The 20330-nt window shown below is 67.5% G+C and carries 15 protein-coding genes, 1 tRNA gene and 2 pseudogenes; 13 read left to right on the forward strand and 5 right to left on the reverse strand.

Features of this window, described 5'->3' with window-relative positions; translation table 11 throughout:
• Position 1: 1 nt before the first annotated feature.
• The 13 genes and pseudogenes from OG828_RS46310 to OG828_RS46370 all read left to right on the forward strand — a co-directional run bounded on the left by OG828_RS46310 (position 2) and on the right by OG828_RS46370 (position 17617).
• The gene (locus OG828_RS46310) at positions 2 to 4357 is read left to right on the forward strand and encodes a non-ribosomal peptide synthetase family protein (protein ID WP_328442095.1); all 4356 of its coding nucleotides are present in this window, start codon (positions 2 to 4) and stop codon (positions 4355 to 4357) included.
• Entirely contained in the window at positions 4350 to 4898 is a 549-nt protein-coding gene (locus OG828_RS46315) for a hypothetical protein (RefSeq protein ID WP_328504552.1), read from the forward strand. Before OG828_RS46310 ends, OG828_RS46315 begins: the two co-directional genes overlap by 8 nt.
• Positions 4899 to 4912: 14 nt before the next feature.
• Positions 4913 to 5785 carry an NmrA family NAD(P)-binding protein gene (locus OG828_RS46320; RefSeq protein ID WP_328442097.1) on the forward strand — a complete coding sequence of 291 codons (873 nt, stop codon included), beginning with the start codon at positions 4913 to 4915 and terminating at the stop codon, positions 5783 to 5785.
• A 579-nt stretch (positions 5786 to 6364) separates the two neighbouring features.
• Complete coding sequence (locus OG828_RS46325) at positions 6365 to 6853, forward strand: hypothetical protein (RefSeq protein WP_328442098.1); 489 nt, start codon at positions 6365 to 6367, stop codon at positions 6851 to 6853.
• A gap of 106 nt (positions 6854 to 6959) precedes the next feature.
• A complete protein-coding gene (locus OG828_RS46330; protein ID WP_328442099.1) occupies positions 6960 to 8357 on the forward strand; it encodes a glutamine synthetase family protein in 1398 nt (465 codons plus the stop codon).
• 168 nt (positions 8358 to 8525) lie between these two features.
• Positions 8526 to 10016 carry an anthranilate synthase component I family protein gene (locus OG828_RS46335; protein WP_328442622.1) on the forward strand — a complete coding sequence of 497 codons (1491 nt, stop codon included), beginning with the start codon at positions 8526 to 8528 and terminating at the stop codon, positions 10014 to 10016.
• Entirely contained in the window at positions 10016 to 10639 is a 624-nt protein-coding gene (locus tag OG828_RS46340; protein WP_328442624.1) for an anthranilate synthase component II, read from the forward strand. The genes OG828_RS46335 and OG828_RS46340 overlap by 1 nt, the downstream gene beginning before the upstream one ends.
• Positions 10569 to 11062 (forward strand): annotated as a pseudogene (locus tag OG828_RS46345) (anthranilate phosphoribosyltransferase); the annotation flags it as partial. The gene OG828_RS46340 and the pseudogene OG828_RS46345, both read left to right, overlap by 71 nt.
• A gap of 118 nt (positions 11063 to 11180) precedes the next feature.
• Positions 11181 to 11885 (forward strand): indole-3-glycerol phosphate synthase TrpC, encoded by a 705-nt coding sequence (locus OG828_RS46350; protein WP_328442100.1) that lies wholly within the window; start codon positions 11181 to 11183, stop codon positions 11883 to 11885.
• Positions 11882 to 13312, forward strand: a complete 1431-nt coding sequence (locus OG828_RS46355; RefSeq protein WP_443060251.1) for a class II 3-deoxy-7-phosphoheptulonate synthase — start codon at positions 11882 to 11884, stop codon at positions 13310 to 13312. The genes OG828_RS46350 and OG828_RS46355 overlap by 4 nt, the downstream gene beginning before the upstream one ends.
• An 89-nt stretch (positions 13313 to 13401) precedes the next feature.
• Entirely contained in the window at positions 13402 to 14907 is a 1506-nt protein-coding gene (locus tag OG828_RS46360) for an APC family permease (RefSeq protein ID WP_328442101.1), read from the forward strand.
• A gap of 197 nt (positions 14908 to 15104) precedes the next feature.
• Entirely contained in the window at positions 15105 to 15905 is an 801-nt protein-coding gene (locus tag OG828_RS46365) for a methyltransferase domain-containing protein (protein WP_328442102.1), read from the forward strand.
• Positions 15902 to 17617, forward strand: a complete 1716-nt coding sequence (locus OG828_RS46370) for a lyase family protein (RefSeq protein WP_328504553.1) — start codon at positions 15902 to 15904, stop codon at positions 17615 to 17617. The genes OG828_RS46365 and OG828_RS46370 overlap by 4 nt, the downstream gene beginning before the upstream one ends.
• Before the next feature lie 10 nt (positions 17618 to 17627).
• Here the strand turns inward: OG828_RS46370 and OG828_RS46375 are convergent, their stop codons facing one another.
• The 5 genes and pseudogenes from OG828_RS46375 to OG828_RS46390 form a co-directional block, all read right to left on the reverse strand.
• A complete protein-coding gene (locus tag OG828_RS46375) occupies positions 17628 to 18074 on the reverse strand; it encodes a Tn3 family transposase (protein ID WP_328504554.1) in 447 nt (148 codons plus the stop codon).
• On the reverse strand, positions 18068 to 18493 hold the full coding sequence (locus OG828_RS46380; protein WP_328442105.1) for a hypothetical protein: 426 nt from the start codon (positions 18491 to 18493) through the stop codon (positions 18068 to 18070). Before OG828_RS46380 ends, OG828_RS46375 begins: the two co-directional genes overlap by 7 nt.
• Before the next feature lie 112 nt (positions 18494 to 18605).
• A pseudogene (locus OG828_RS49765) lies at positions 18606 to 18848 on the reverse strand (IS30 family transposase); the annotation flags it as partial.
• A gap of 68 nt (positions 18849 to 18916) precedes the next feature.
• The gene (locus tag OG828_RS46385) at positions 18917 to 20032 is read right to left on the reverse strand and encodes an NAD(P)-dependent alcohol dehydrogenase (protein WP_328442106.1); all 1116 of its coding nucleotides are present in this window, start codon (positions 20030 to 20032) and stop codon (positions 18917 to 18919) included.
• A 188-nt stretch (positions 20033 to 20220) separates the two neighbouring features.
• Positions 20221 to 20302, reverse strand: a tRNA-Arg gene (locus tag OG828_RS46390).
• Between the last annotated feature and the right edge of the window lie 28 nt (positions 20303 to 20330).

The following is a 20330-nucleotide window of genomic DNA, read 5'->3' on the forward strand; positions in this document are numbered from 1 at the left end:
CATGACCGCTCCGACCAAGCAGCCGGCGACCGGGGCAGGGCGCTTCCCCGCCTCGCCCGCCCAGCCCGGCATGTGGTTCGCGAGCGTCCACGGCGCGGATCCCACGGCGTACAACCAGCCCCTGCTGCTGCGCCTGCAGACGTCGCTGGACCATGCCCTGCTTATCGAGGCGCTACGAGCCGTGCACCGGGCCCACTCCGCGCTGCGCACCACATTCGAGATGAACGCCGACGGTGATCTGAGCCAGATCGTGCACGAGGCGCTCGAACCGCTCGTCGACGTGCGCGACCACGCCGGTCCCGCCCCCGACGACTGGGTGGCCGAGCAGGTGGCGGAGGTCGCCGGGACCACCTTCGACCTGTCCGCCGGCCCTCTCGCCCGGGTGCGGCACCTCCGCCTCGTCGCCCAGGGCCGCAGTGTGCTGGTGTTCAACATCCACCACACTGTTTTCGACGGTATGTCCTTCAAGCCCTACCTCCGCCAGCTCGAAGCCGCCTACACCGCGCTGGCAGGGGGGCACGAGCCGGTCGTGCCGGCGCGGCGCCAGGCCGTCGAGTCCTACGCACGCTGGTCCGAGCGGTTGACGAACGAGGGGATGGACTACTGGCGGAACAAGTTGGCGAACGCGCCGGCCCCGCCGCCGATCGGCCTGCCGGGTGAGGGCCCTCCGCGCCACGTGACCCGGCAGTTCGTCCTCGATGAAGAGCTGTCGGCGCGGGTGGGCGAATTTTGCCGCGCCGAGTCCCTCACCACCACCATGTTCTTCGTCGCCCTCGTCTTCATGCTGCTGCACCGGCAGACTCGCCAGGACGACGTCCTCCTCGGTGTCCCGTTCACCTTGCGGGACAGCGAAGAAGCCGAGGTCCTCGGGCACATCACCAACACCTTGGTGCTCCGGCACCGGCTGAGTGCCGGCATGACCGCGCGCGAGGTGCTCTGCGACGTGAACAAGGAGATCCTCTACGCCCTCCGCCACCGGCACACCCCACTGGAGGCGGTGGTGGGCGGCCTGCGTGCGTCCGGCGCCGATTTGGGCGGTACCGGCGACCCCTTCAGCGCCATGATCACCGTGATGCCGTCCGGGTCCCGCAGGCTGGACCTGCGCGAGTGGGGCGCGGATACCTGGGAGCACGTGCCAGGAGGAGCGAAATACGATCTGGCGATCTGGGTGGACGAGACGCCGGACCACTACACGCTGAACGTCGAGCACACGACGGCCGCGGACGACGGCGAGCGCTTCACCGAGTATCTGGCCCAGCGTCTGGGGACGCTGGTCGCGAGCGTGCTGAACGACGCGGATACGCGGGTCCACGACCTGCGCTGGACCGGTGAGGAGGAGGAACGGGCGATCGCCCGGTTCTGCGCCCGTCGGGCCGACGCGCCGGAGCTGGGCACCGAGCTGACGGCGGAGCTGTTCACCGCGAGCGCCGAGGCGACACCGGATGATCCGGCGGTCGTGACGGACGGCGTGGAGACGGACTACGCCGAGCTGGCACGGCGGGCCGAGGCGGTGGCGGCGGGACTCGCGGACCGGGGAGTGCGCGACGGTGCCCCCGTCGCGGTGCTGATGCGTCCAGGTGCCGACCTCGTGGTGTCGATCCTCGGCATCCTCCGTGCCGGCGGCAGCTACGTCGTGCTCGACGCCGACCATCCGCCGGAGCGGCTGAGGTTCGCCCTGCACGACTGCGGCGCGAAGATCCTGGTGCGCGCGGCCGGGACCGACATGGCGGGTGTGGAGCTGCGTGAGGGCCTTGAGGTCGTCGAGATGTTCGGGGCTGGACGGGACAAAACGGTTCCCGGTGGCCGACGCAAGACGCCGGAGGACGCGGCGTACATCGTCTACACCTCCGGGTCGACGGGACGCCCCAAGGGAGTCACGCTGCCGGAGATCACGCTGGCCAATCTGGTCCGCAACCAGGAGATCCTCTCCTCGGGCCGCCGGATGAGGACCCTGCAGTACATGCCGCCGGCGTTCGACGTGTTCACTCTGGAGGTCTTCGGGGCCCTGTGCACCGGAGGCACACTCATCATCCCACCGGCCGGTGCCCGCACCGACTTCGAGCAACTGGCCGCGTTCATGGCCGGGCAGCGCGTCGAGCGGGCGTATTTCCCTTACGTCGCTCTCCGCGAGCTCGCCGCCGTCTTGAGGTCGTCCGCGAGGCGCCTGCCGGACCTGCGCGAGGTGTACGTCACTGGCGAGCGGCTGGTGGTCACCGACGACCTGCGCGAGATGTTCCGGCGGAACCCGCAGGCCCGGTTGATCAACGCGTACGGCCCGTCCGAGGCGCACCTGTGCAGCGAGGAACGCCTCCCGGCGGACCCCGGCACGTGGCCCACCCTCCCGTCGATCGGCCGGGTGGTCGCGGGTGTCGACGCGTACGTGCTCAGCGACGCCGACGCGGCCCAGCGTGCCCCTTTCGGAGTCGAGGGGGAACTGTGCGTGGCGGGACCGGTCGTCTCGCCCGGGTACATCGGCCTGCCGGAGAAGACGAGCCGGGCCATGGGCCCCGATCCGTTCGTCCCGGGGCAGAGGATGTACCGCACCGGGGACGTTGTCGTGCTTGCGGCGGACGGGCGTCTGCATTTCCATGGGCGGGCGGACGATCAGGTCAAGATCCGCGGGTACCGCGTCGAGCCGGGTGAGGTCGAGGCCGCGCTGGAGCGGGAGCTGGACGTGAACGCGGCGGCGGTGATCGTCGTTCCCGCGGGTGGTGACCGTGTCCTGCACGCGTTCGCGCAGAGCGACGCGCCGCTCCCGCCGGACTGGCGGGAGCGCCTCGGTGCCGTCCTGCCCGGCTACATGATCCCCCGGACGGTCACATGCATCGAAGCCTTCCCGCTGACGTCGAACGGGAAGACCGACCGTCGGGCGCTGGAGGCGTTGCTGAAGGCCGACGCTCCGCCGGATTCCCGCGACGAGGGTGCGGTGGGGCCGGGTGCGGTCCTCAGCGATGCCGAGGAAGCGATGACCGAGCTGTGGGCCCAGGTGCTCGGGCACCGGCCCGCCGCACCGGACCTCGACTTCTTCGAGCAGGGCGGGCACTCCTTGCTCGCCGCTCGGCTGCACCGGCTGACCAAGGAGCGTTTCGGCACCGACGTCGCGCTCTCGGTGCTCTTGAGTACGCCGACGGTGCGCGGCATGGTGCGGAGCCTCGGCGACGGCCGGTCCAATGACCTTCCGGACCTGCGCGACGAGGCCCGCCTGCGGGACCTCGTCGTGGGGGAGCGGCACCGGCCGGTGGACGGGACGGTGCTGCTCACCGGGGCGACCGGGTTCCTCGGCAGCCATCTCCTCGATGAGCTGCAGCGCACTGGCCACCGCGTTGCCTGTCTGATCCGCGCTCCCAGCGAGGAGGAGGGGCGCGAGCGTCTCCGTGCAACGTTCCGGAAGTTTGCGCTCGACACCTCCAGGATCGACGAGGTGGACATCTGTCCCGGCGATCTGTCCCGGCCTCGGTTCGGCCTCGGGGAGGAGTACGAGGCATGGGCGCGCAGGGTGAGCGAGGTCTATCACGCGGCCGCCCACATCAACTTCGTCGTCCCGTACCGGACCGTGAAACACACGAACGTCGACGGCATGCGGCGGCTGCTCGAATTCTGCGGGGTCAACCGCACGCCCCTGCGAGTGGTCTCGACGCTCGGTGTCTTCCCGCCGGACTCCACGGCGGGCCTGGTCGAGGAGCATGCGGTGCCGGGCGATCCCGCATCGCTGGGGATCGGATACTCGCAGAGCAAATGGGTCGCCGAGCATCTGGCGCTGCGGGCACGGGAGTTCGGCCTGCCGGTCACGGTGCACCGCGTCGGTCGCGTCGGCGGGCACAGCCGTACCGGAGCCTGCCGGCACGACGACTTCTTCTGGCTCCAGATGCGGGGATTCGCGGTCCTCGGCTGCTACCCGGAGGACATTGCCGGGATGCCGGCCGTCGACCTGCTCCCCGTGGACCACGTGGCGAGGGCGGTCGTCCGGTTGTCCGAGGACAAGGCGGACAACGAGAACTGGCATCTGTTCCACCCGCACGGGCTCGCCTGGGCGGAGATCCTTCGGGTTATCCGCGCGGAGGGGTACGTGGTGCGCCCGGTCCCGCACGCCGAGTGGATGGCCGCACTGGAGCGGCGGGTCGAGGCCGACGGCCAGGAACGAGGGCTCGGGCCGTTGGTGCCCCTCATGCGGGAGGGAGCGATGCGCCTCGGCGACATCTCGTTCGACAACCAGAAGTCCCGTCGCGCTCTCGCTGACGTCGGATGCCCCCTCCCACCGGCGGATACGAAATGGGTTCAGCACATGTTCGAGTACTTCCGTGTGGCCGGCGTGGTTCCGTCGGCGAGCCGGGCACCGTTGGAGGAGCAGGATGCCTGAGTGGGACGGGCGCGCGGTGGCGATTGCCGGCTCGGGCCCGGTCGGTCGCACACTGGCCATGCCGCTGCGGAAGCAGGGCGTGGAAGTGGATGTCTTCGAGCGCGAGGAGGCGTGGGACGAGCGAGCAGCAGTCGCGGCCCGCGACGAGAGCGCCGCCGTGGTGGAGGGCGTCGTCGAGGAGCACAGCGGATCGCGGGTCCCGGCGGGTCACGTGCCGGCGGAACTGTCCTTGCGCAATCTGGAGGAGCTCTCTGCGCATGTGGCCGACTCGTCGTTCCTCGAACGCCGCGCGCCGGAGAGGCGGCTGCACGAGCCGTACCCGGAGCTGTACAAGCCCCTCTGCCGGCGGGCGGCGTTCACTGGCATGCCGTACGACGCCGCCCAGCGGACCTGTCGTGAGCTGAACTCGGCGCGGGATCCGACCGCGTCGGCGAGCGAGGAATCCGTTCCGGAGCCGCGATTCAGGGCGGCCGACTGTTGTGGAGCGCGTGACGCTGCCGTTGCGGCCGAACGGCGACAAGACCGTTCTATCTGTGGATGAAGGGGAGAACTGTCATGCAGATTGGCGTCACGACGCCGACCGGCAAGGTGGGATCACGCGTCACCGAGCTGCTGATCCAGGCAGGAGTCCGGCCCACGCTGTTGCTCCGGGACCCCTCGAAGCTGAGCCCCGAAGTCTCCGGGAAGGTCCACGCCGTGCGATGCGATCAGCGCGACACCGACGCGGTCGTCGAGGCCACCAAGGGCGTCGACGCGCTGTTCTGGGTCGCCCCTCCCACCCCCGGCCCGGACCCGGTCGCCGCGTATGCCTCGATGGGGGGCAACGCCGTGCGCGCCATCCAGCACAACGGCATCGGCCGGACGGTCTTCTTGAGCAGTGTGGGCGCCGAGAAGCGCCACGGCGTCGGCGAGATCGACGGACTCGCCCGGACCGAGGAGCAGCTCGACAGGCTGGACGTCGCAGTCACTCATTTGCGTTGCGGGTACTTCTTCTCGAATCTCCTGCTGAGCCTGGACCAGCTCAAACAGGGCGTCCTGGCCACGACGTTCCCGCTCGACTACTCGATGCCCTGGGTCGACCCGCGCGATATCGGAGACGTCGCCGCCGCCAGGTTGCTCCATGAGGGGTGGTCAGGCCGGCAGGTACAGGCTGTCCACGGGCCGTGCGACCTCACGTTCGCGCAGGTGGCGGAGATCGTCTCGCAGTCCACCGGCAGGTCGGTCAAGGCCGTGGAGATCAGCGATGACGACCTTCGCAAGACGCTCCTGGAGGGAGGACTCGGCGCCAAGCAGGTCGAGGGGTTCGTGGGTATGCCCGCCGGTCTGAGGGAGGACTTCACCCCCGAGGACGAGCGCTCCCTCCTGACGACGACTCCCACCGGGCTCGGCGCCTGGGCACACACCGTGCTGCGCCCACTCCTCGCATGAAGCCGTCGCGCGACCGAGACGACCGCCGCCGAGGGACGCGGCGTCCCTGATCCGCGGATCGCCCGACCACAACTCACGTACACCACCCTCGAACGGAGAAGGGCAATGACCTCTCGGCGGATACTCCTGTTCGCCTTCGATTTCCAGGGCCCGGCTCACGTGTCCGCAGGACTGTGGCGCCATGAGAGCGACCGGGGGCTACCGCTACACGGACCTGTGGTACTGGCACGACTACGCCAAGCTGCTGGAAGAAGCCCGGTTCGACGGCGTCCTTTTCGCCGGCAACGCCGGCTACCACGACGTGTATCAGAGCAGTGTCGCCGAAGCGCTCGCGGACGCGGCGCAGCTTCCGGCCAACGACCCGCTGCTCCTGATCTCGGCGATGGCCGGCGTCACCGACAACCCGGGCTTCGGCGTGACTGCGTCGACCTCCTACTCCGACAGCGCGGCCCGCAACTTGGGCGTCGACCGGCAGATGTCCCCCCGCGCACCCCGGCCATCTTCCAGGCCGACGGCTCGCCCAGGGGACAGCGACCGGCCGCTGAGCACGCCGAGGTGGTCTTCGTCAACACCATGTCCATGGCCGGGCCAAGTACGCGTCCCATCGCCGAACTGGTCAGCGACACCGGTGCGATGGCCCGCTACAGCGGCTGGAGCGGGCTGGACCTGTCCCAGCTGGATCCCGACAAGGAATGGACGCCCCGCGACATTGCCGAGTTCATCGGCATCGTCGGCTCCGGCCCCACCATCGTCGGCTCGCCCGGCACGGCCGCCGACGAACTCATCCGCTGGATGGAGGTGACCGGCGTCGACGGGTTCAACGTCGGTCACGCGGTGAAGTACCAGGACATCGCCGACTTCATCGAGCTCGTCGTCCCCGAACTCCAGCACCGCGGCGTGATGTGGAGCGAGTACGAAGGGTCCGCGCTGCGCGAGAAGCTGTACGGGCCCGGTGTCGTCCGGCTCCGCGACGACCACCCCGGACACCGCCTCGCCCGCCGGCCCACCCGGCCGCACACACCAAAAGTCCCGGAGGCCCAGTCGGCCGCACAGGGCGCGAGCCTGTGACACGCGCTGCACAACCCGGCGTGACCAAAGAACGCTCACTCATCGCCCTCGGTTCGCCCGCTGTCATGGACACCCGCTGCACGGAATCGATCATCTAGGAGTCAACGTGAGTACGGATCTCGAAGAATTCGTCGACCGGCAGGGGCGGAGCGAGGAGGTCGAACGGGTCCGAAGGCTGATCGACGAGCACAACGTCAAGTACATATACTTCCAGTTCGTCTCGGTCACAGGACGTGTGCTGGGCAAAGGAGCTCCCGCGCACTGCTGGGGGAAGTTCGCCGACACGGGCTTCCAACTCGTCTATGGCGCGACCGCCAACTTGTTCACCGACCGTTCCGGGGAGTACATCGGGTACGGCGCCGAGGCCCGGGAGCTGGTGGGCATTCCCGAACCCGAGACGTTCCGGATCCTCCCCTGGGATCCGAGCACCGCGCGCGTGTTCTGCACGTTGTTCCGAGGCCGCGAGGAAGAAGACGAGCCGGGTGCCTTCCTGACCTCCGACTGCCGCGGCAATCTGAGGCGGATCCACGAAGACTTCCGACGTGAGACTGGCCTGCGGCTGCGTATGGGCACCGAGCCCGAGATGATGTGGCTGAAACTCAATCCGGACGGTACCCCGTCCGTCGAAGGCAAGACGCAGCCCTACTGCTATCACATCGATCAGTTCGCCGAGCTGCAGCCTGTGATTCATCGAGTCATCGAGTACGGCGAGGCGATGGGGCTGACGATGATCCAGGGTGATCATGAGGACGCCCCGGGCCAGTTGGAGCTGAACTTCGCATTCGACGACGCCGGTGTGACCGCGGACAATCTCACCGTCTACCGGCAGATATGCCGCCAGGTAGGCCGGGAGATGAACCTGTATCCGTGCTTCATGCCGAAGCCGTTCATGGGTTCGTCCGCGAATGGGTGCCACCACAACATTTCCCTGTGGCAAGGAGACGAGAACGTCTTCCTCCCCGAAGGGGACGACCCCCGGCTGCCGAGCAAGACCGGGTTGTATGCCATCGGCGGAGTTCTGGAGCACCTGGAAGCCCTGACGTGTATCACCGCTCCGACGGTCAACTCCTACCGCAGGTTCTGGGATGCGGGGTTCTGGGCCCCGCTGTTCGCCGACTGGGGGTTCCAGAACCGGACCACCGCGCTGCGGATCAGCGCCCCCGGAAGGTTCGAGTACCGCTCCGTCGACTCGGCGGTCAACCCCTACCTGTCCTTCGCGGCGCTGCTGAAAGCAATGCAGGACGGGATCCAGCGCAATCTCGACCCGGGGCCGCCCGAAGAGCGCAACATCTATGACGCGATAGCCAGCGGCAAGAAGGTCAAGAAGATCCCCCTGAACCTGGGCGACGCGCTTCGCGCTCTGGAGACCGACACAGTCGTCCGAGAGGCCTTGCCCGGCGACATGTACCGCGTGTTCCACCACTACAAGAACGACGAGTGGGAGCGGTTCTGTGCCGCGGTGACCGAATGGGACGTCAAGGAGTACCTCGATGTCCTTCCGTGAGTCGGCATCAGAGAGGGGAGCGCGTGATGCGTGGCGTTGCCGGGATCATTCATCGTCACAACCCGGGACACTCGGCCCATGAAGGGGGGACGCCACCACCATGACGAAGATCTCTTTTCCCCTCTCGGCGTGTCGATCCGTTGGATCGCCTCTACTCAGGAAAGCGATATGACCACCCATCTCGACGAAGACGTCAATCGGAATGTGGCGCTGGAAAGCGCCACTGTGCCGGATCGTGCTACTGCCACCGCCCTGGGCTTGGACCACGAAGTGGTGCCTCTTTACCAGGAGTTCCTGAGTGACGAGATGAGCCCCATAACCGCCTTCTCGGTGCTGTGCGACTCCGACGAGCCGGGCTTCCTGTTGGAGAGCGTGCCTGTCTCTGGGGGGGTTGCCCGCTACTCATACGTCGGCCACCGTCCCGTACCGTTCTCGCTGGCCCCAGGCGATCCGCTGGCCGCAGTCGAACCGTGGCTTGCCCGCTCAGCGGCGTTTGTGCCGGGACTGCCGCCGTTTCATGGCGGCGTCGTCGGGTACCTGGGCTTTGAGGCCGCACGGTACTTTGAGCAACTCCCTGTCGCAGAGGGCATGCCGACGGGTCTGCCGGAATCGGGCTTTCTGGCCGTTGACGAATTGGTCGTCTTCGACCACGCCACCCGACGTGTCCTGCTCATCACTCTGTATCGCCCCGCAGCGGAGGACTATGACACTGCGGTGGCCCGCATCGTGCGGCTCGGTGACCGGCTGCGCAGTGCCGGCCCAGCCGGCGGGTTTGCCGGCCGCCCGATGTACCGCACCGGTGTTGACGACCGTGATCCTCTGATCGGGTGGTCATTCAATCTCACCGAAGAAGAGTTCACTGACCGGGTTTCCCGTGCCCGGGACTACATCGCTGCTGGCGATGCCTACCAGATCGTGCTTTCCCGGCGAATGAGCCGCCCTCTGCGCACCCGACCCTTGGACCTGTACCGGCACCTGCGGGCAACCAACCCGTCGCCGTACATGTACCACCTAAGCCTCGGAGAGGGGCGGCACATCATCGGCGCCTCGCCCGAAGTGCTCGTCAAGACAGAGGGCGGCCGGGTGGTGACGCGCCCTTTGGCTGGTACCCGGCCCCGCCATCCCGACCCGCAGACGGACCGCGAGCTGGAGGGCGAACTACTCGCCGACGACAAGGAACGAGCCGAGCACCTCATGCTCGTCGACCTTGGTCGTAACGATCTGGGGCGGGTCACTGAGCCCGGCACGGTTCAGGTGGAGCGACTGATGGAGGTGGAGCGCTTTTCGCACGTGATGCACCTGTCATCTACAGTCTCCGGCCAACTGGCTTATGGCTGCACGGCACTGGACGCACTGCGCGCCGCCTTTCCGGCCGGCACGCTCTCCGGTGCTCCCAAGATCAGGGCCATGGAGATCATCTCTGAACTGGAGCCCCAGCAGCGCGGTGTCTACGGCGGGGCCCTGGGCTTCGCCGGCTTCAACGGCCACCTCGACTTCGCTATCGCCCTGCGCACCATGGTCGTCGCTGACGATCATGTATATGTCCAGGCTGGCGCGGGTATCGTTGCTGACTCCGACCCCGCCTCCGAGTATCGCGAGACCCTGCACAAGTCCCGCGCGATGATCACGGCTGTCGTGCGTGCGGAGGCAGAGGCGTGATGGTGACCGACGCAGGTCCGAAGTTCGTAGTCCGCCCGCGCGTCGCGGTGATCGACAACTACGACTCGTTCACTTACAACCTCGTGCACTACCTCGCCGAGCTGGGCGCTGCTCCCTCGGTGTTCCGCAACGACGCCACCACCATTGCCGAACTCGCCTCGTACAGGATGGTGGTGATATCCCCTGGCCCGTGCACCCCGGCCGAGGCGGGCATCTCCGTCGAGGCGGTCCGTGCCCTCAGTGGGCGCCTCCCGATCCTTGGTGTCTGTCTCGGTCACCAGTGTATCGCCGACGCTTTCGGCGGATCCGTGGTGCGCGGTGAGCCGGTGCATGGCAAGACAGCGTTGGTGCGTCACGAAGGCATCGTCATGGGCCTACGTCACCGCGACCACCCGACGTGCGGAGTTCAGTTCCACCCCGAGTCGATACTCACCCCCCACGGTAAACAGTTGATCGCAAACTTCTTGGAGTTCGGCGATGATTGGCCTGCTGCGAATACTCGCCCGGCGCAGACTGACGAAGCTGGAGTCTGCCGAGGCATTGCGCGCAATCATGCGCGGAGAGGCCACAACAGCTACAGCTCAGATCACCGGATTCGCGCTGTCCATTGCGGTCCATGGTGAGTCCGCCGACGAGCCGACTGGAATGGCCCATGCAGCTCGCGAGTTCGCAACTCCGGTGAAATCAGAGGGCGACGTACCCGATACCTGCGGTACCGGTGGAGACGCCCCGGGCACCTTCAACATTTCCACCGCCTCGGCGCTGGTGGCGGCTGCTTGCGGGGTACGCGTCGCCGACCGAGGCAATCGCAGTGCGTCCTCGGCATGTGGCAGGGCGGACGTGCTGGAGGAACTCGGCGTTCGTATTGATCTTGGTGCCCCGTTACGCACCTCGGCGTACCGAGCCCGCACCTTGTCGAACCGATGGCGGAGGCCCTCGACCGACCGGGTATCGCGCGCGCCCTCCCGGCCCGGGGCATGGAGCTGCGCGACGGCAGCCGCATGGCGTATCGCTTCGCCCCCACTGATCACGGACTGCGTCCGGGCCGCGATCTTGGCAACTCTGGAACTACCGGGAGGCGGTGTGACACGCAAATCGAGCGATGGCCACGGTGAAGCGGATGTGCAGGGTGACCGTACGGCTCGGCAAGGCGGAAGCGGCACTGTGAGTGACGTGCTGGCAGAGCTTGTGGCCCAGGCCGTGGAACAAACTGCGCGCCGTCGAAAGCTGCGCAGCGACGCCGAGTTGTCGGTGCTGGCCAGTGCGGCGCCGGAGCCCTTTGATTTCGTCTCGCTTACCCATGACTGCCGGCCCACCGAACTTGCCCGGGCCTACGAGATCGGCGGCGCCTCCTCCATCCCCACCCATGAGGTTGGCTTCGGCGGCAGCCCCGAACACTTACTCGCCACCCGGGAAACGGTCGACATTCCCATCCTCCGCGAGGATGTCATCGTCGACGAGTATCAGGTCATGGAAGCACGTGCTTTCGGCGCCGACGCCCTGCTGCTGATCGTCGCGGCCCTGCCCACCGACCGCCTCGCAGAACTCCTCACCCAGACTCGTGAGCTGGGCATGGAGGCACTGGTCGAGGTGCACGACGCCGACGAGGTGGACACCGCGCTTTCGGTCGGCGTTCAGATCATCGGCGTCAACCACCGCGCCCTGCGCGACTTCACGATCGACCGGGCTTCGTCCGGCCGCCTGCGGGACCGCATCGGCAGTCGGCAGGTGAACGTCGGCGAGAGCGGCATCCGCCATGCCGAGGACGCCCGGCGCCTGGCGGAGCCCGGCGTGGATGCCGTCCTCGCCGGGGAACTGCTCATGCGGGCCAAAGACCCCGCAACGGTGATTAAGGAACTGGCCCCATGACAGTCAGCGGTATGCACCCGTCGCTCACGGCTCCCCTCTCGGCTGCGGCGGACACGGCGAGTCAGCCACGTCCAGCCAGTTGGAGCCCGTCCTCCTGGCGCTCCTGTCCCGCGAAGCAGCAGCCGGAGTGGCCCGACGCACAGCACCTGCGGCGGGTGTCGGACACGCTGTCGATGCAGCCTCCGCTCGTCCTACCGGACGAGATCGCCGACCTGCGGCAGGCGCTCGCCCAGGTCGCTGCTGGGGAGGGCTTTTTGCTCCAAGCCGGCGACTGCGCGGAGCGCTTCAGCTCGTGTACGGAGGGGGGCGTACGCAGCAAGCTGGGCATGATCCTGCAGGTTGCTCTCCTCCTCACCTACGGTTCCGGACTGCCGGTGGTGAAGGTCGGCCGGATCGCGGGCCAGTTCGGCAAGCCACGCAGCCGACCCACAGAGGTGGTGGGCGGAGTGGAACTGCCCGCCTTCCGCGGCGACATCGTCAATGGCCCGGAGTTCACCGCAGAGGCCCGCCGCCCCGACGCGGACCGCCTACTGCGCGCCTACTACCACTCCTTGGCGGCGTTGAACGTCCTGCGTGCTCTCACCCGCAGTGGCTACGCTGACCTCGGGCAAGCTCACGCCTGGAACCAGGAGTTCGTTCGGCGCAGCCCGGCTGGTCAGCGCTATGAGAACGCGGCCGACGACATCACTTGGGCACTGCGCTTCATGTCCGCATGCGGGGTGGACACCCGCTTGCATGCGGAGCTGCACCGGATCCAGCTCTACACCTCGCACGAGGCCCTGCTGCTTCCTTACGAACAAGCGCTGATCAGGTATGACGAGAGCCGGGAGGCCTGGTTTGACACCAGCGCGCACATGCTGTGGGTCGGTGAACGAACGCGCCAGCTCGACGGTGCGCATGTCGAGTTGTTGTCCGGCATCGACAACCCAATCGGTGTCAAAGTGGGCCCGTCCACCACCCCTGATCAACTGCGTGCCCTGTGCGAACGCTTGGACCCTGAGCGTACGGCTGGGCGACTGGCGCTGATCAGCCGCCTCGGGGCCGGCCGAGCGGACAAGGTACTGGCACCGCTGATGCGTGCCGTACGGAACGCCGGTCACACCCCGGTGTGGGCGTGCGACCCGATGCACGGCAACACATTCATATCCAAAAGCGGGCACAAGACGCGCCACCTGGCAGATATTGTCACCGAGATTGCAGAATTCTTCTCTGTGCACAAGGAAGAAGGAACACACCCGGGCGGGATCCACCTTGAACTCACCGGGGACGATGTCACGGAATGCCTGGGCGGCGATCTGGAGGAAATTCTCGATGATCACCTGGGCACTCGGTACGAGACGGCTTGCGATCCGCGCCTGAACGCGGCCCAGTCGGTTGAACTCGGATTTCTAGTAGCCGAGTTCCTGCGGGAGAGCCGTCCTGGGTAGCACAGGCACACCCGTCGTCCGCAACTGGATGTGCCACACAACCATGACGCGTTGCCGTGAGGCTTCGCCATGCCCGGAAAGGTGCGCAGATGACTGAAAGGGCCGTGGAAAAGCGGCAGTTGCTGAAGGTCCTGCGTTGGTGGGACGGCTTCGCCATCGCCCTGTGCAATCCGGGCTTCCTTGTCGCGGCGCTGGGCTTCTCGATAGGCGCACTGGGGACGTGGAGCGCGGTGGCGCTGTGGGCAGCGTCGGCGGGCATCGGGCTGTTGCAGAGCTGGATCTACGCCGAGATGGCGTGCATGTTCCCGGACAAGCCCGGGGGCATATCGCTGTACGCGCACGAAGGCTGGCGCGCCAGGTTCTCACTGATCGGCCCACTGGCCGCGTTCGGCTACTGGATCGGCTGGTCGGTGGTGCTGTCGGTCTTCGGCAAGGTCATCGGCAACCTGGTTCAGGCCCGGTGGTTCCCTCACACCACCTGGACGGTGTTCGACGGGGTGGTCCACGTGGGCCTGTCCCACATCATCGCGATCGGCTGCATCGTGCTGGTGTGGCTAGTGAACGTCTTCGGTATCCGCCCCGCGGTCTGGATCTCCTACGTCACCGGCACGGGCCTGATGGTTCCACTTGCCGCGATCATGATCGCCCCCTACTTCACCGGGGACTGGCACCTTTCGAACATGGCGTGGGGTCTGCACGGCTTCGCCGGGATCAAGCTGGCGATGGTCTACCTGTTTCTGTGCGCCTGGTCGGCTTACACCTCGGAGGTGTGCGCGACCTTCGCCCCCGAATACCTCGACACCCGACGGGACACCTCCAAAGCGATGCGCAGCTCGGCAGCCTTCACACTGGGAGTTTTCCTGCTCTTCCCGCTGGGACTGGGCGGAGCGACCGGCGTGCCTGATGCCGGCAGTGCCGAGGGGCAGTTCTACATCCCCGCGCTCACCAAGATCGCCGGCAGCGGCATGGCCGACATGATGCTCGTCCTGCTGATCGGCAGCCTGTTGCTGTCGATGATCTCCTCCACCGCGGACGCCTCCCGCGCGCTGTACGGGATCGCCCGCGACGACATGACCATCAGGCAGCTGTTCCATCTGAACAAACACCACGTCCCGTCACGCGCCATGACGGTGGACATGGTGGTCAACGTGCTCCTGGTGCTGTTCGTCTCCAGCAACCTGGCCATCCTCTACTTGAGCAACATCGGCTATGTGTTGTCTCACGTCTTCGCACTCAGCGGGTTCTTGCTGCTGCGCCGGGACCGGCCTTGCTGGCCGCGACCTATCAAGGTCGGCACGCCATGGGTCGTGATCGCCGCCGTGCTCATGGTTTTCAACGCGGTACTGGTCGGCTTCGGCGTCGCGTACCCGTCGCTGACCGGGTACGGCACCTGGACGGACCTGATCATCGGTGTCGGCGTCCTACTTGGATCTGTGCTGCTGTTCGCCTACCGCCGCATCGTTCAGGACGGGGCCCGGATCACCCTCCGTGAGCCGGTCGCCCTCCTGCCGTCCCCCGAGCAGATGGCGCCACTGGGCGCAGGCGGAGGAAGCGGTGATGCCAACGAGCCGTACACGCGCCCACCGGCACCCTGACGTGCGGCAGCGCCGACGGAAACCACGCCGCAACCGAACGTGCTCGCCAAGCGGCGCGGAGACGACGTCCAGGGCCTCGCCCACGGCTTTCGAGCGGTCGCCGTCTCGCTCAACGACCACCATCCACCCCACTCAACAACCCCCAGCCAACAGACATACAAGGGCATACCGCCATAGGGAAGGATCAGAGGGACATCGTGGAGAACAACACAATGATCGGAACCGACCGGCAGCCGCGGCTGGCCACGAAGGCTGCCGCACGTCCGGGCGCCACCATCTGGAACTACCTGTACCGCGAACCGCAGCTCTACGAAGAGGTCTTCCACGGCCCCGACCGCTCCTATCTCGACTGCTGCCGCCAGATGCTGGGCCTCGGACGCGCTCCGGCCCGGATCCTCGACATCGGCTGCGGCACTGGTCGGGACCTCGCGATGCTCGCTGCCGACGGGCACCAGTGCACCGGCATCGACCTCCAGCCCACGATGATCGATTACGCGTCGGCAACGTACCCCGGACCCACATTCGTGACGGCCGACATGCGCACCTTCGACCTCGGCACCACCTTCGACCTGATCATCAGCTTCGGCTTTCCCCTGTCGAACCTGCACTCCCACAGTGACATAGTCGGAGCACTGAAGCGTCTGGCGGCGCACTGCGCCCCAGGCGCTCGCCTCCTGCTGGAGACCGTGAATGGCTACGCCTGGGACACCCTGCGCCGCCACTTCACGATCGACACCGCGGGCGTGCAGGCGACCGGCCACGCCGACTACGACCTCGACCGCAGCTCCCAGCTCCTCACCCGCCGCCGACACTGGACGTTCGCCGACGGTTCCGAGGAGGACGACTACGTGCGACTGCGGCAGTTCTTCCCCGCAGAGCTGAGGGCCCTGCTCACCGACGCAGGCTTCACCGTCACTGGCGTCTACGACAACGTCACATCGCACCCGTCCGATCTCACCGGCCCCGAGTTGATCGCGGTCGCGACCTTCGCCCGGTGACCGGAACACACAACGCGGCAGCGCACCGGCTGCTGCCCCAGCGGGGACGCCCCTGGGGCAGCGAGCCCGCGTTGACCGTCGCCTACGCACAGGTCAAGAAGGCGGCCGCACTCGCCAACGCCGACACCTGTGTGCTTTCAGCAGAGCTCGCTGCCGCGATCACGACAGCTGCCGACGAGGTAATCGCCGGGCGTCACACATCGCTGCTGACCGCCGACCTCCTCACCGGCGGGGGCGGCATCGGCCTCAACATGGAACTGAACGAGCTGCTGGCCAGGCGGGCGGCCGAACTGCTCGGCAGGCCTGTCCATCCACTCGACGACGTGAACGCCTGCCAGTCGACGAACGACACCCTGCCGACCGCACTCAATCTGGCCCTGCACACCGAGCTGACCGCCGCCGCGCAAGCCGTGGACACTCTCGCCGAGAGCCTCCACTCCTGGGCCGCCGCCCACGGGGGAATGGTACGAATGGCCCGCACGTGCCTGCGCGACGCGCTGCCCGTGACGTTCGGTCAGACCTTCCGCGGATACGCGCATACCGTCACCCGCTTCGGCAGCGACCTGCACGCCAGCGCCGCCGAATGCCTCTCGATACCCCTCGGTGCCACGGCCGTAGGCACCGGCGTCGGCGCCGCACCCGGATTCAACGAAGCCGTACACCGACACCTCGGGGAGGTGACCGGGCTACCGGTACGCGCCCCCTCCGCCCCCTTGGCCCAGTTGCAGCACGGTGACCACCTGAGCGTGGCCGCGACGATCAGGAACGCCGCCGTCCAGCTCGCGAAGATCGCCCAGGACTTCCGGCTGCTGGCCTCGGGCCCGCGCGGCGGCTTCGGCGAGTTGGTCCTACCCGCACTCCAAGCCGGCTCCTCGATCATGCCCGGCAAGGTCAACCCTGTCGTCCCGGAGACCGTGATCCAGATCGGCTTCCAGGTCCGCGGCAACGACCAAGCGGTCACGGCCGCCATGGCCGCCGCTGATCCGGACCTCAACGTCTGGGAGACCGTCATCGCTGCCAACCTGCTGGACTCCTGCGGCCTGCTCACCGCGGCCGCCCGCCTGCTCACCGACCGCTGCGTGCACGGCATGCGCCCTGACCACCCCATGGAACCAGAACGCTCCCTGGGCCTGTCCGCAATCGTCGCCGCCTTCTACGGCCACGAAGCCGGCGCCCGAGTCGCCCACCTCGCGGCAGCCACCGGCCGCACGATCGAGGAGGCAGCGGTCGAACTCAACATCGCCGACCAAGCGACCGCGCACATCCTGTTCGATCCCGCACTCCTCACAAGCCCAGTCCCGGACCGGACACTCCTCGACCGTGCGCTCGACCAGCTGACCGAGCGCATCAGACAGCACGCCCAGGGTGCCGAGCAGGAAATTGCCGCGATGCTCCACGACACCCCCGCTGACGGTACCGCCTTCGCCCTGCTGCACGATCTGTTCGGCGCGGCTCCCGGGCCCCGCCGCACCGCCCTGGCACACGCCTGCGTCGTCTGGGCCCACAGCTTCGAGGGCATGTCGCCCCCGACTCCGAACGGCAGGAGGGAGGAGACCGGGCTCGACATCCTCGCCGAAGTCGCCCGCGTCCGGATCCGCCCTCACTGGATCAAGGACCGCTATCCGACCCTGCTCGCCGCACAAGAACTCGCAGCCCTCCTCGCCAACTGCGACCGCTCGGTTTGGGGTGGGTCGGACACAAGAATGACGTGAGGCTCCCGGCTCAATCCGCGGCGAAGGGTTCGAATCGGGCGGTCAGGCCGAGACGGTGGCCTCCTCGAGAACGCAGCGCATGGCGCGTTCGGGATCGCAGAGTGACATGGCCGGCGCCGGAAAGCCGCCACCAGGCGGGCGAGACCAGGACCGTTGCCCAGGCGCGGGCCCGGGGCAGCCACGTTCCAGTATCGCGCCAGGCGAGATGACGGCGAGGCCCGGCCACGGGCATGTTGATCCGCTTGATCTTGGGCAGCAGGTCGAAGTTCAGCATCCGGGTGATGCCGAACCCGACATCCGACTGGCCATGGCTGTCGGTGTAGTTGGCCTCGACCACCATGCTGGTGCCGTGCTGCATCGCGCCCTCGACCATCGCGGCCACCTCGGAAGCGGCGCAGTTGATCAGCTGGTAGTGGATGGCCAGGGACTTCTTCTCCACGTGCCAGTAGATCAGCACCCCCGCGGCCGCCGTGGCGCGAGAGCCACTCGGTGAGCCCTGGCCCCACAACTCGGTGCTGCGGGCGGCGAAGGTGGCGTTCGTATGTTCACGGCGATGGCGCGGGCGGACTCCACCGAGAGGTAGCGGACGTAGCGCAGTTCGTCCTCGGTATGGCCGTGGCCGCCGGAGGCGACTGACTTGATCCCGGTGTTCGTGCCGGCGGCACACCCGGTGCGCAGCACCGCTTTCTTGAGCATGTCGATGAGCTGCACGACGCCCCACCGGCGCCGTACCTCGTCCTTGATCCGGCGCAGGTTGCGCGGCTCGGGCTGGGCCGCGGTCGGAGTCAGCCGGATCGCCCCGGAGTTCCGCTCGGCGATGTCCAGCCAGCTTAGCTTGGGCAGCCGGCCGTTCAGCAGTGTCAGCGCGGTGGCCACCTGCTCGCGCAGCTCGTCGACGAACTCGGCCGCATGCAGCGGCTTGCGCAGCTCGCGGTAGTTGTCCTCGCGCCGCTCGGCGAAGTCCTGGGGAAGGTCAGGTCTTCCTCGCGTAACTACCGGGACGGCCGGAAGGCGCTGCCACCGCGTTGATCGGTGGCAGCGCCTTCCGGTTTCCGTATGCGTGACGCCCGTTGCGCCACTTCTGGCCGGTCCGCTTGTCGATCCCGACGATTCGGCACGCTTGCCGGCTGCTCACACTCTGCTGCATGAGCCGGGAGTACGCCTCCCGCTCCCGGGTGAGCTTCTCCCTGCCCAGAGGCTTCGTCCGGTCCTTACGGATCTCGAAGCCCATCGCATCCTCTGAACTGGGGTGTTGCAACGACTCCTGGAACCCAGGCCGCAGGGGCATGCCCCGGCCGATCACGCGTGGTCGAAGACCAGAACCGGCTTGATGGTCTCGCCGCGGTGCACGTCGGCCGCCGCCGTGTTGATGTCGGCGATGGAGTACTGGCGTACCAGCTTGTCCAGGGGCAGGCGGCCCTGCCGGTGCAGGCCGGTGAGCAGCGGGATGAGAGCCTCCGGATCGGCGTCGCCCTCCGTCACTCCGACGATTTTCTTGCCGGCGAGGATGTCGGTCACATCCACGGGCAGCTCGGTCCCCATGGGAGCCGCGCCGACTACCGCACAGGTACCGAGCGTTCCGAGGGAGTCGATCGCGGAGCGCAGGACGGTCATGTTCGCCGTGGTGTCGATCGCGTAGTCCAGGCCCGCTCCGCCGGTGAATTCCCGAACCACCGCGGACACGTCGTCGGTGGCCGCGTTCACCGTGTGCGTCGCCCCGAGTTCCTTGGCCAGGGCCAGGCGGGATGCGACCCTGTCCACGGCGATGACGGTACCCAGGGGACTGAGGGCTGCCGCCATCAGTGCCGCGAGGCCCACCGCGCCCACTCCAAGGATGGCCAGCGAGCTGCCGGGAGACGGCTTGAGGACGTTCAGTACGGTCCCGGCACCCGTCTGGATACCGCAGCCCAAGGGGGCGAGGAGCTCCAACGGCATGTCGTCGTCAACACGCACGACACTGCGTTCGTCGGCCAGGGCATGGGCGGAGAAGGAGGACTGGCCGAAGAATCGCCCGCCGATCGGCTGCCCGGCGCGACTCAGCGGATGGGTTCCGTCTGTGCGGACTCCGTCGTTGAAGATGTTGGCAGGGATCCAGGTCGCGCAGTAGGCGGGGTGGCCGGCGCGGCAGTGGGAGCACCGCCCGCAGGAGGTGAAGGACAGGACGACATGATCGCCCGGCCTGACTCGGGTCACATCGCTGCCGACGCGTTCGACCACTCCGGCACCCTCGTGACCGAGCACACCGGGAAGGGCGAACGGGAGGTGGCCGGCTTGAACAGTGAGGTCGGTGTGGCACAGCCCGGCTGCGACCATGCGAACCAGCACCTCGTTCGGGTGCGGTTCGTCGAGTTGGATCTCCTGGAGAGCGAAAGCGGCACCTGGTGCCTCTAGAACGGCGGCTAAGGTTCTGGGCATCTGCTCCTCCTGTTCTGTGCTGCGTTACACGTGGATGGGATGAGGGCCTGCTTCCTGGGCCCTGTGGCAACGGGGCAGCGTCTCGCTCCACGCTCACGGTGAGACGCAGAAGGGGCGGTGATCTGCTTTCCCGGGGCGCGGGATGCGAGGACGACTCTTCGCTGACCGCGTGCACCAGGTGCAGTTCGTGACCGCCGGCAGGACTCGAACCTGCGGCCAAGCGCTTAGAAGGCGCCTGCCCTGTTCTCGTGTTGTCTGGCTTCCGAGGCCCAGCCCTCGGGGGCATGTCGATTCGCCG

The sequence above is a fragment of the Streptomyces sp. NBC_00457 genome (assembly GCF_036014015.1).
Taxonomy (GTDB): domain Bacteria; phylum Actinomycetota; class Actinomycetes; order Streptomycetales; family Streptomycetaceae; genus Streptomyces.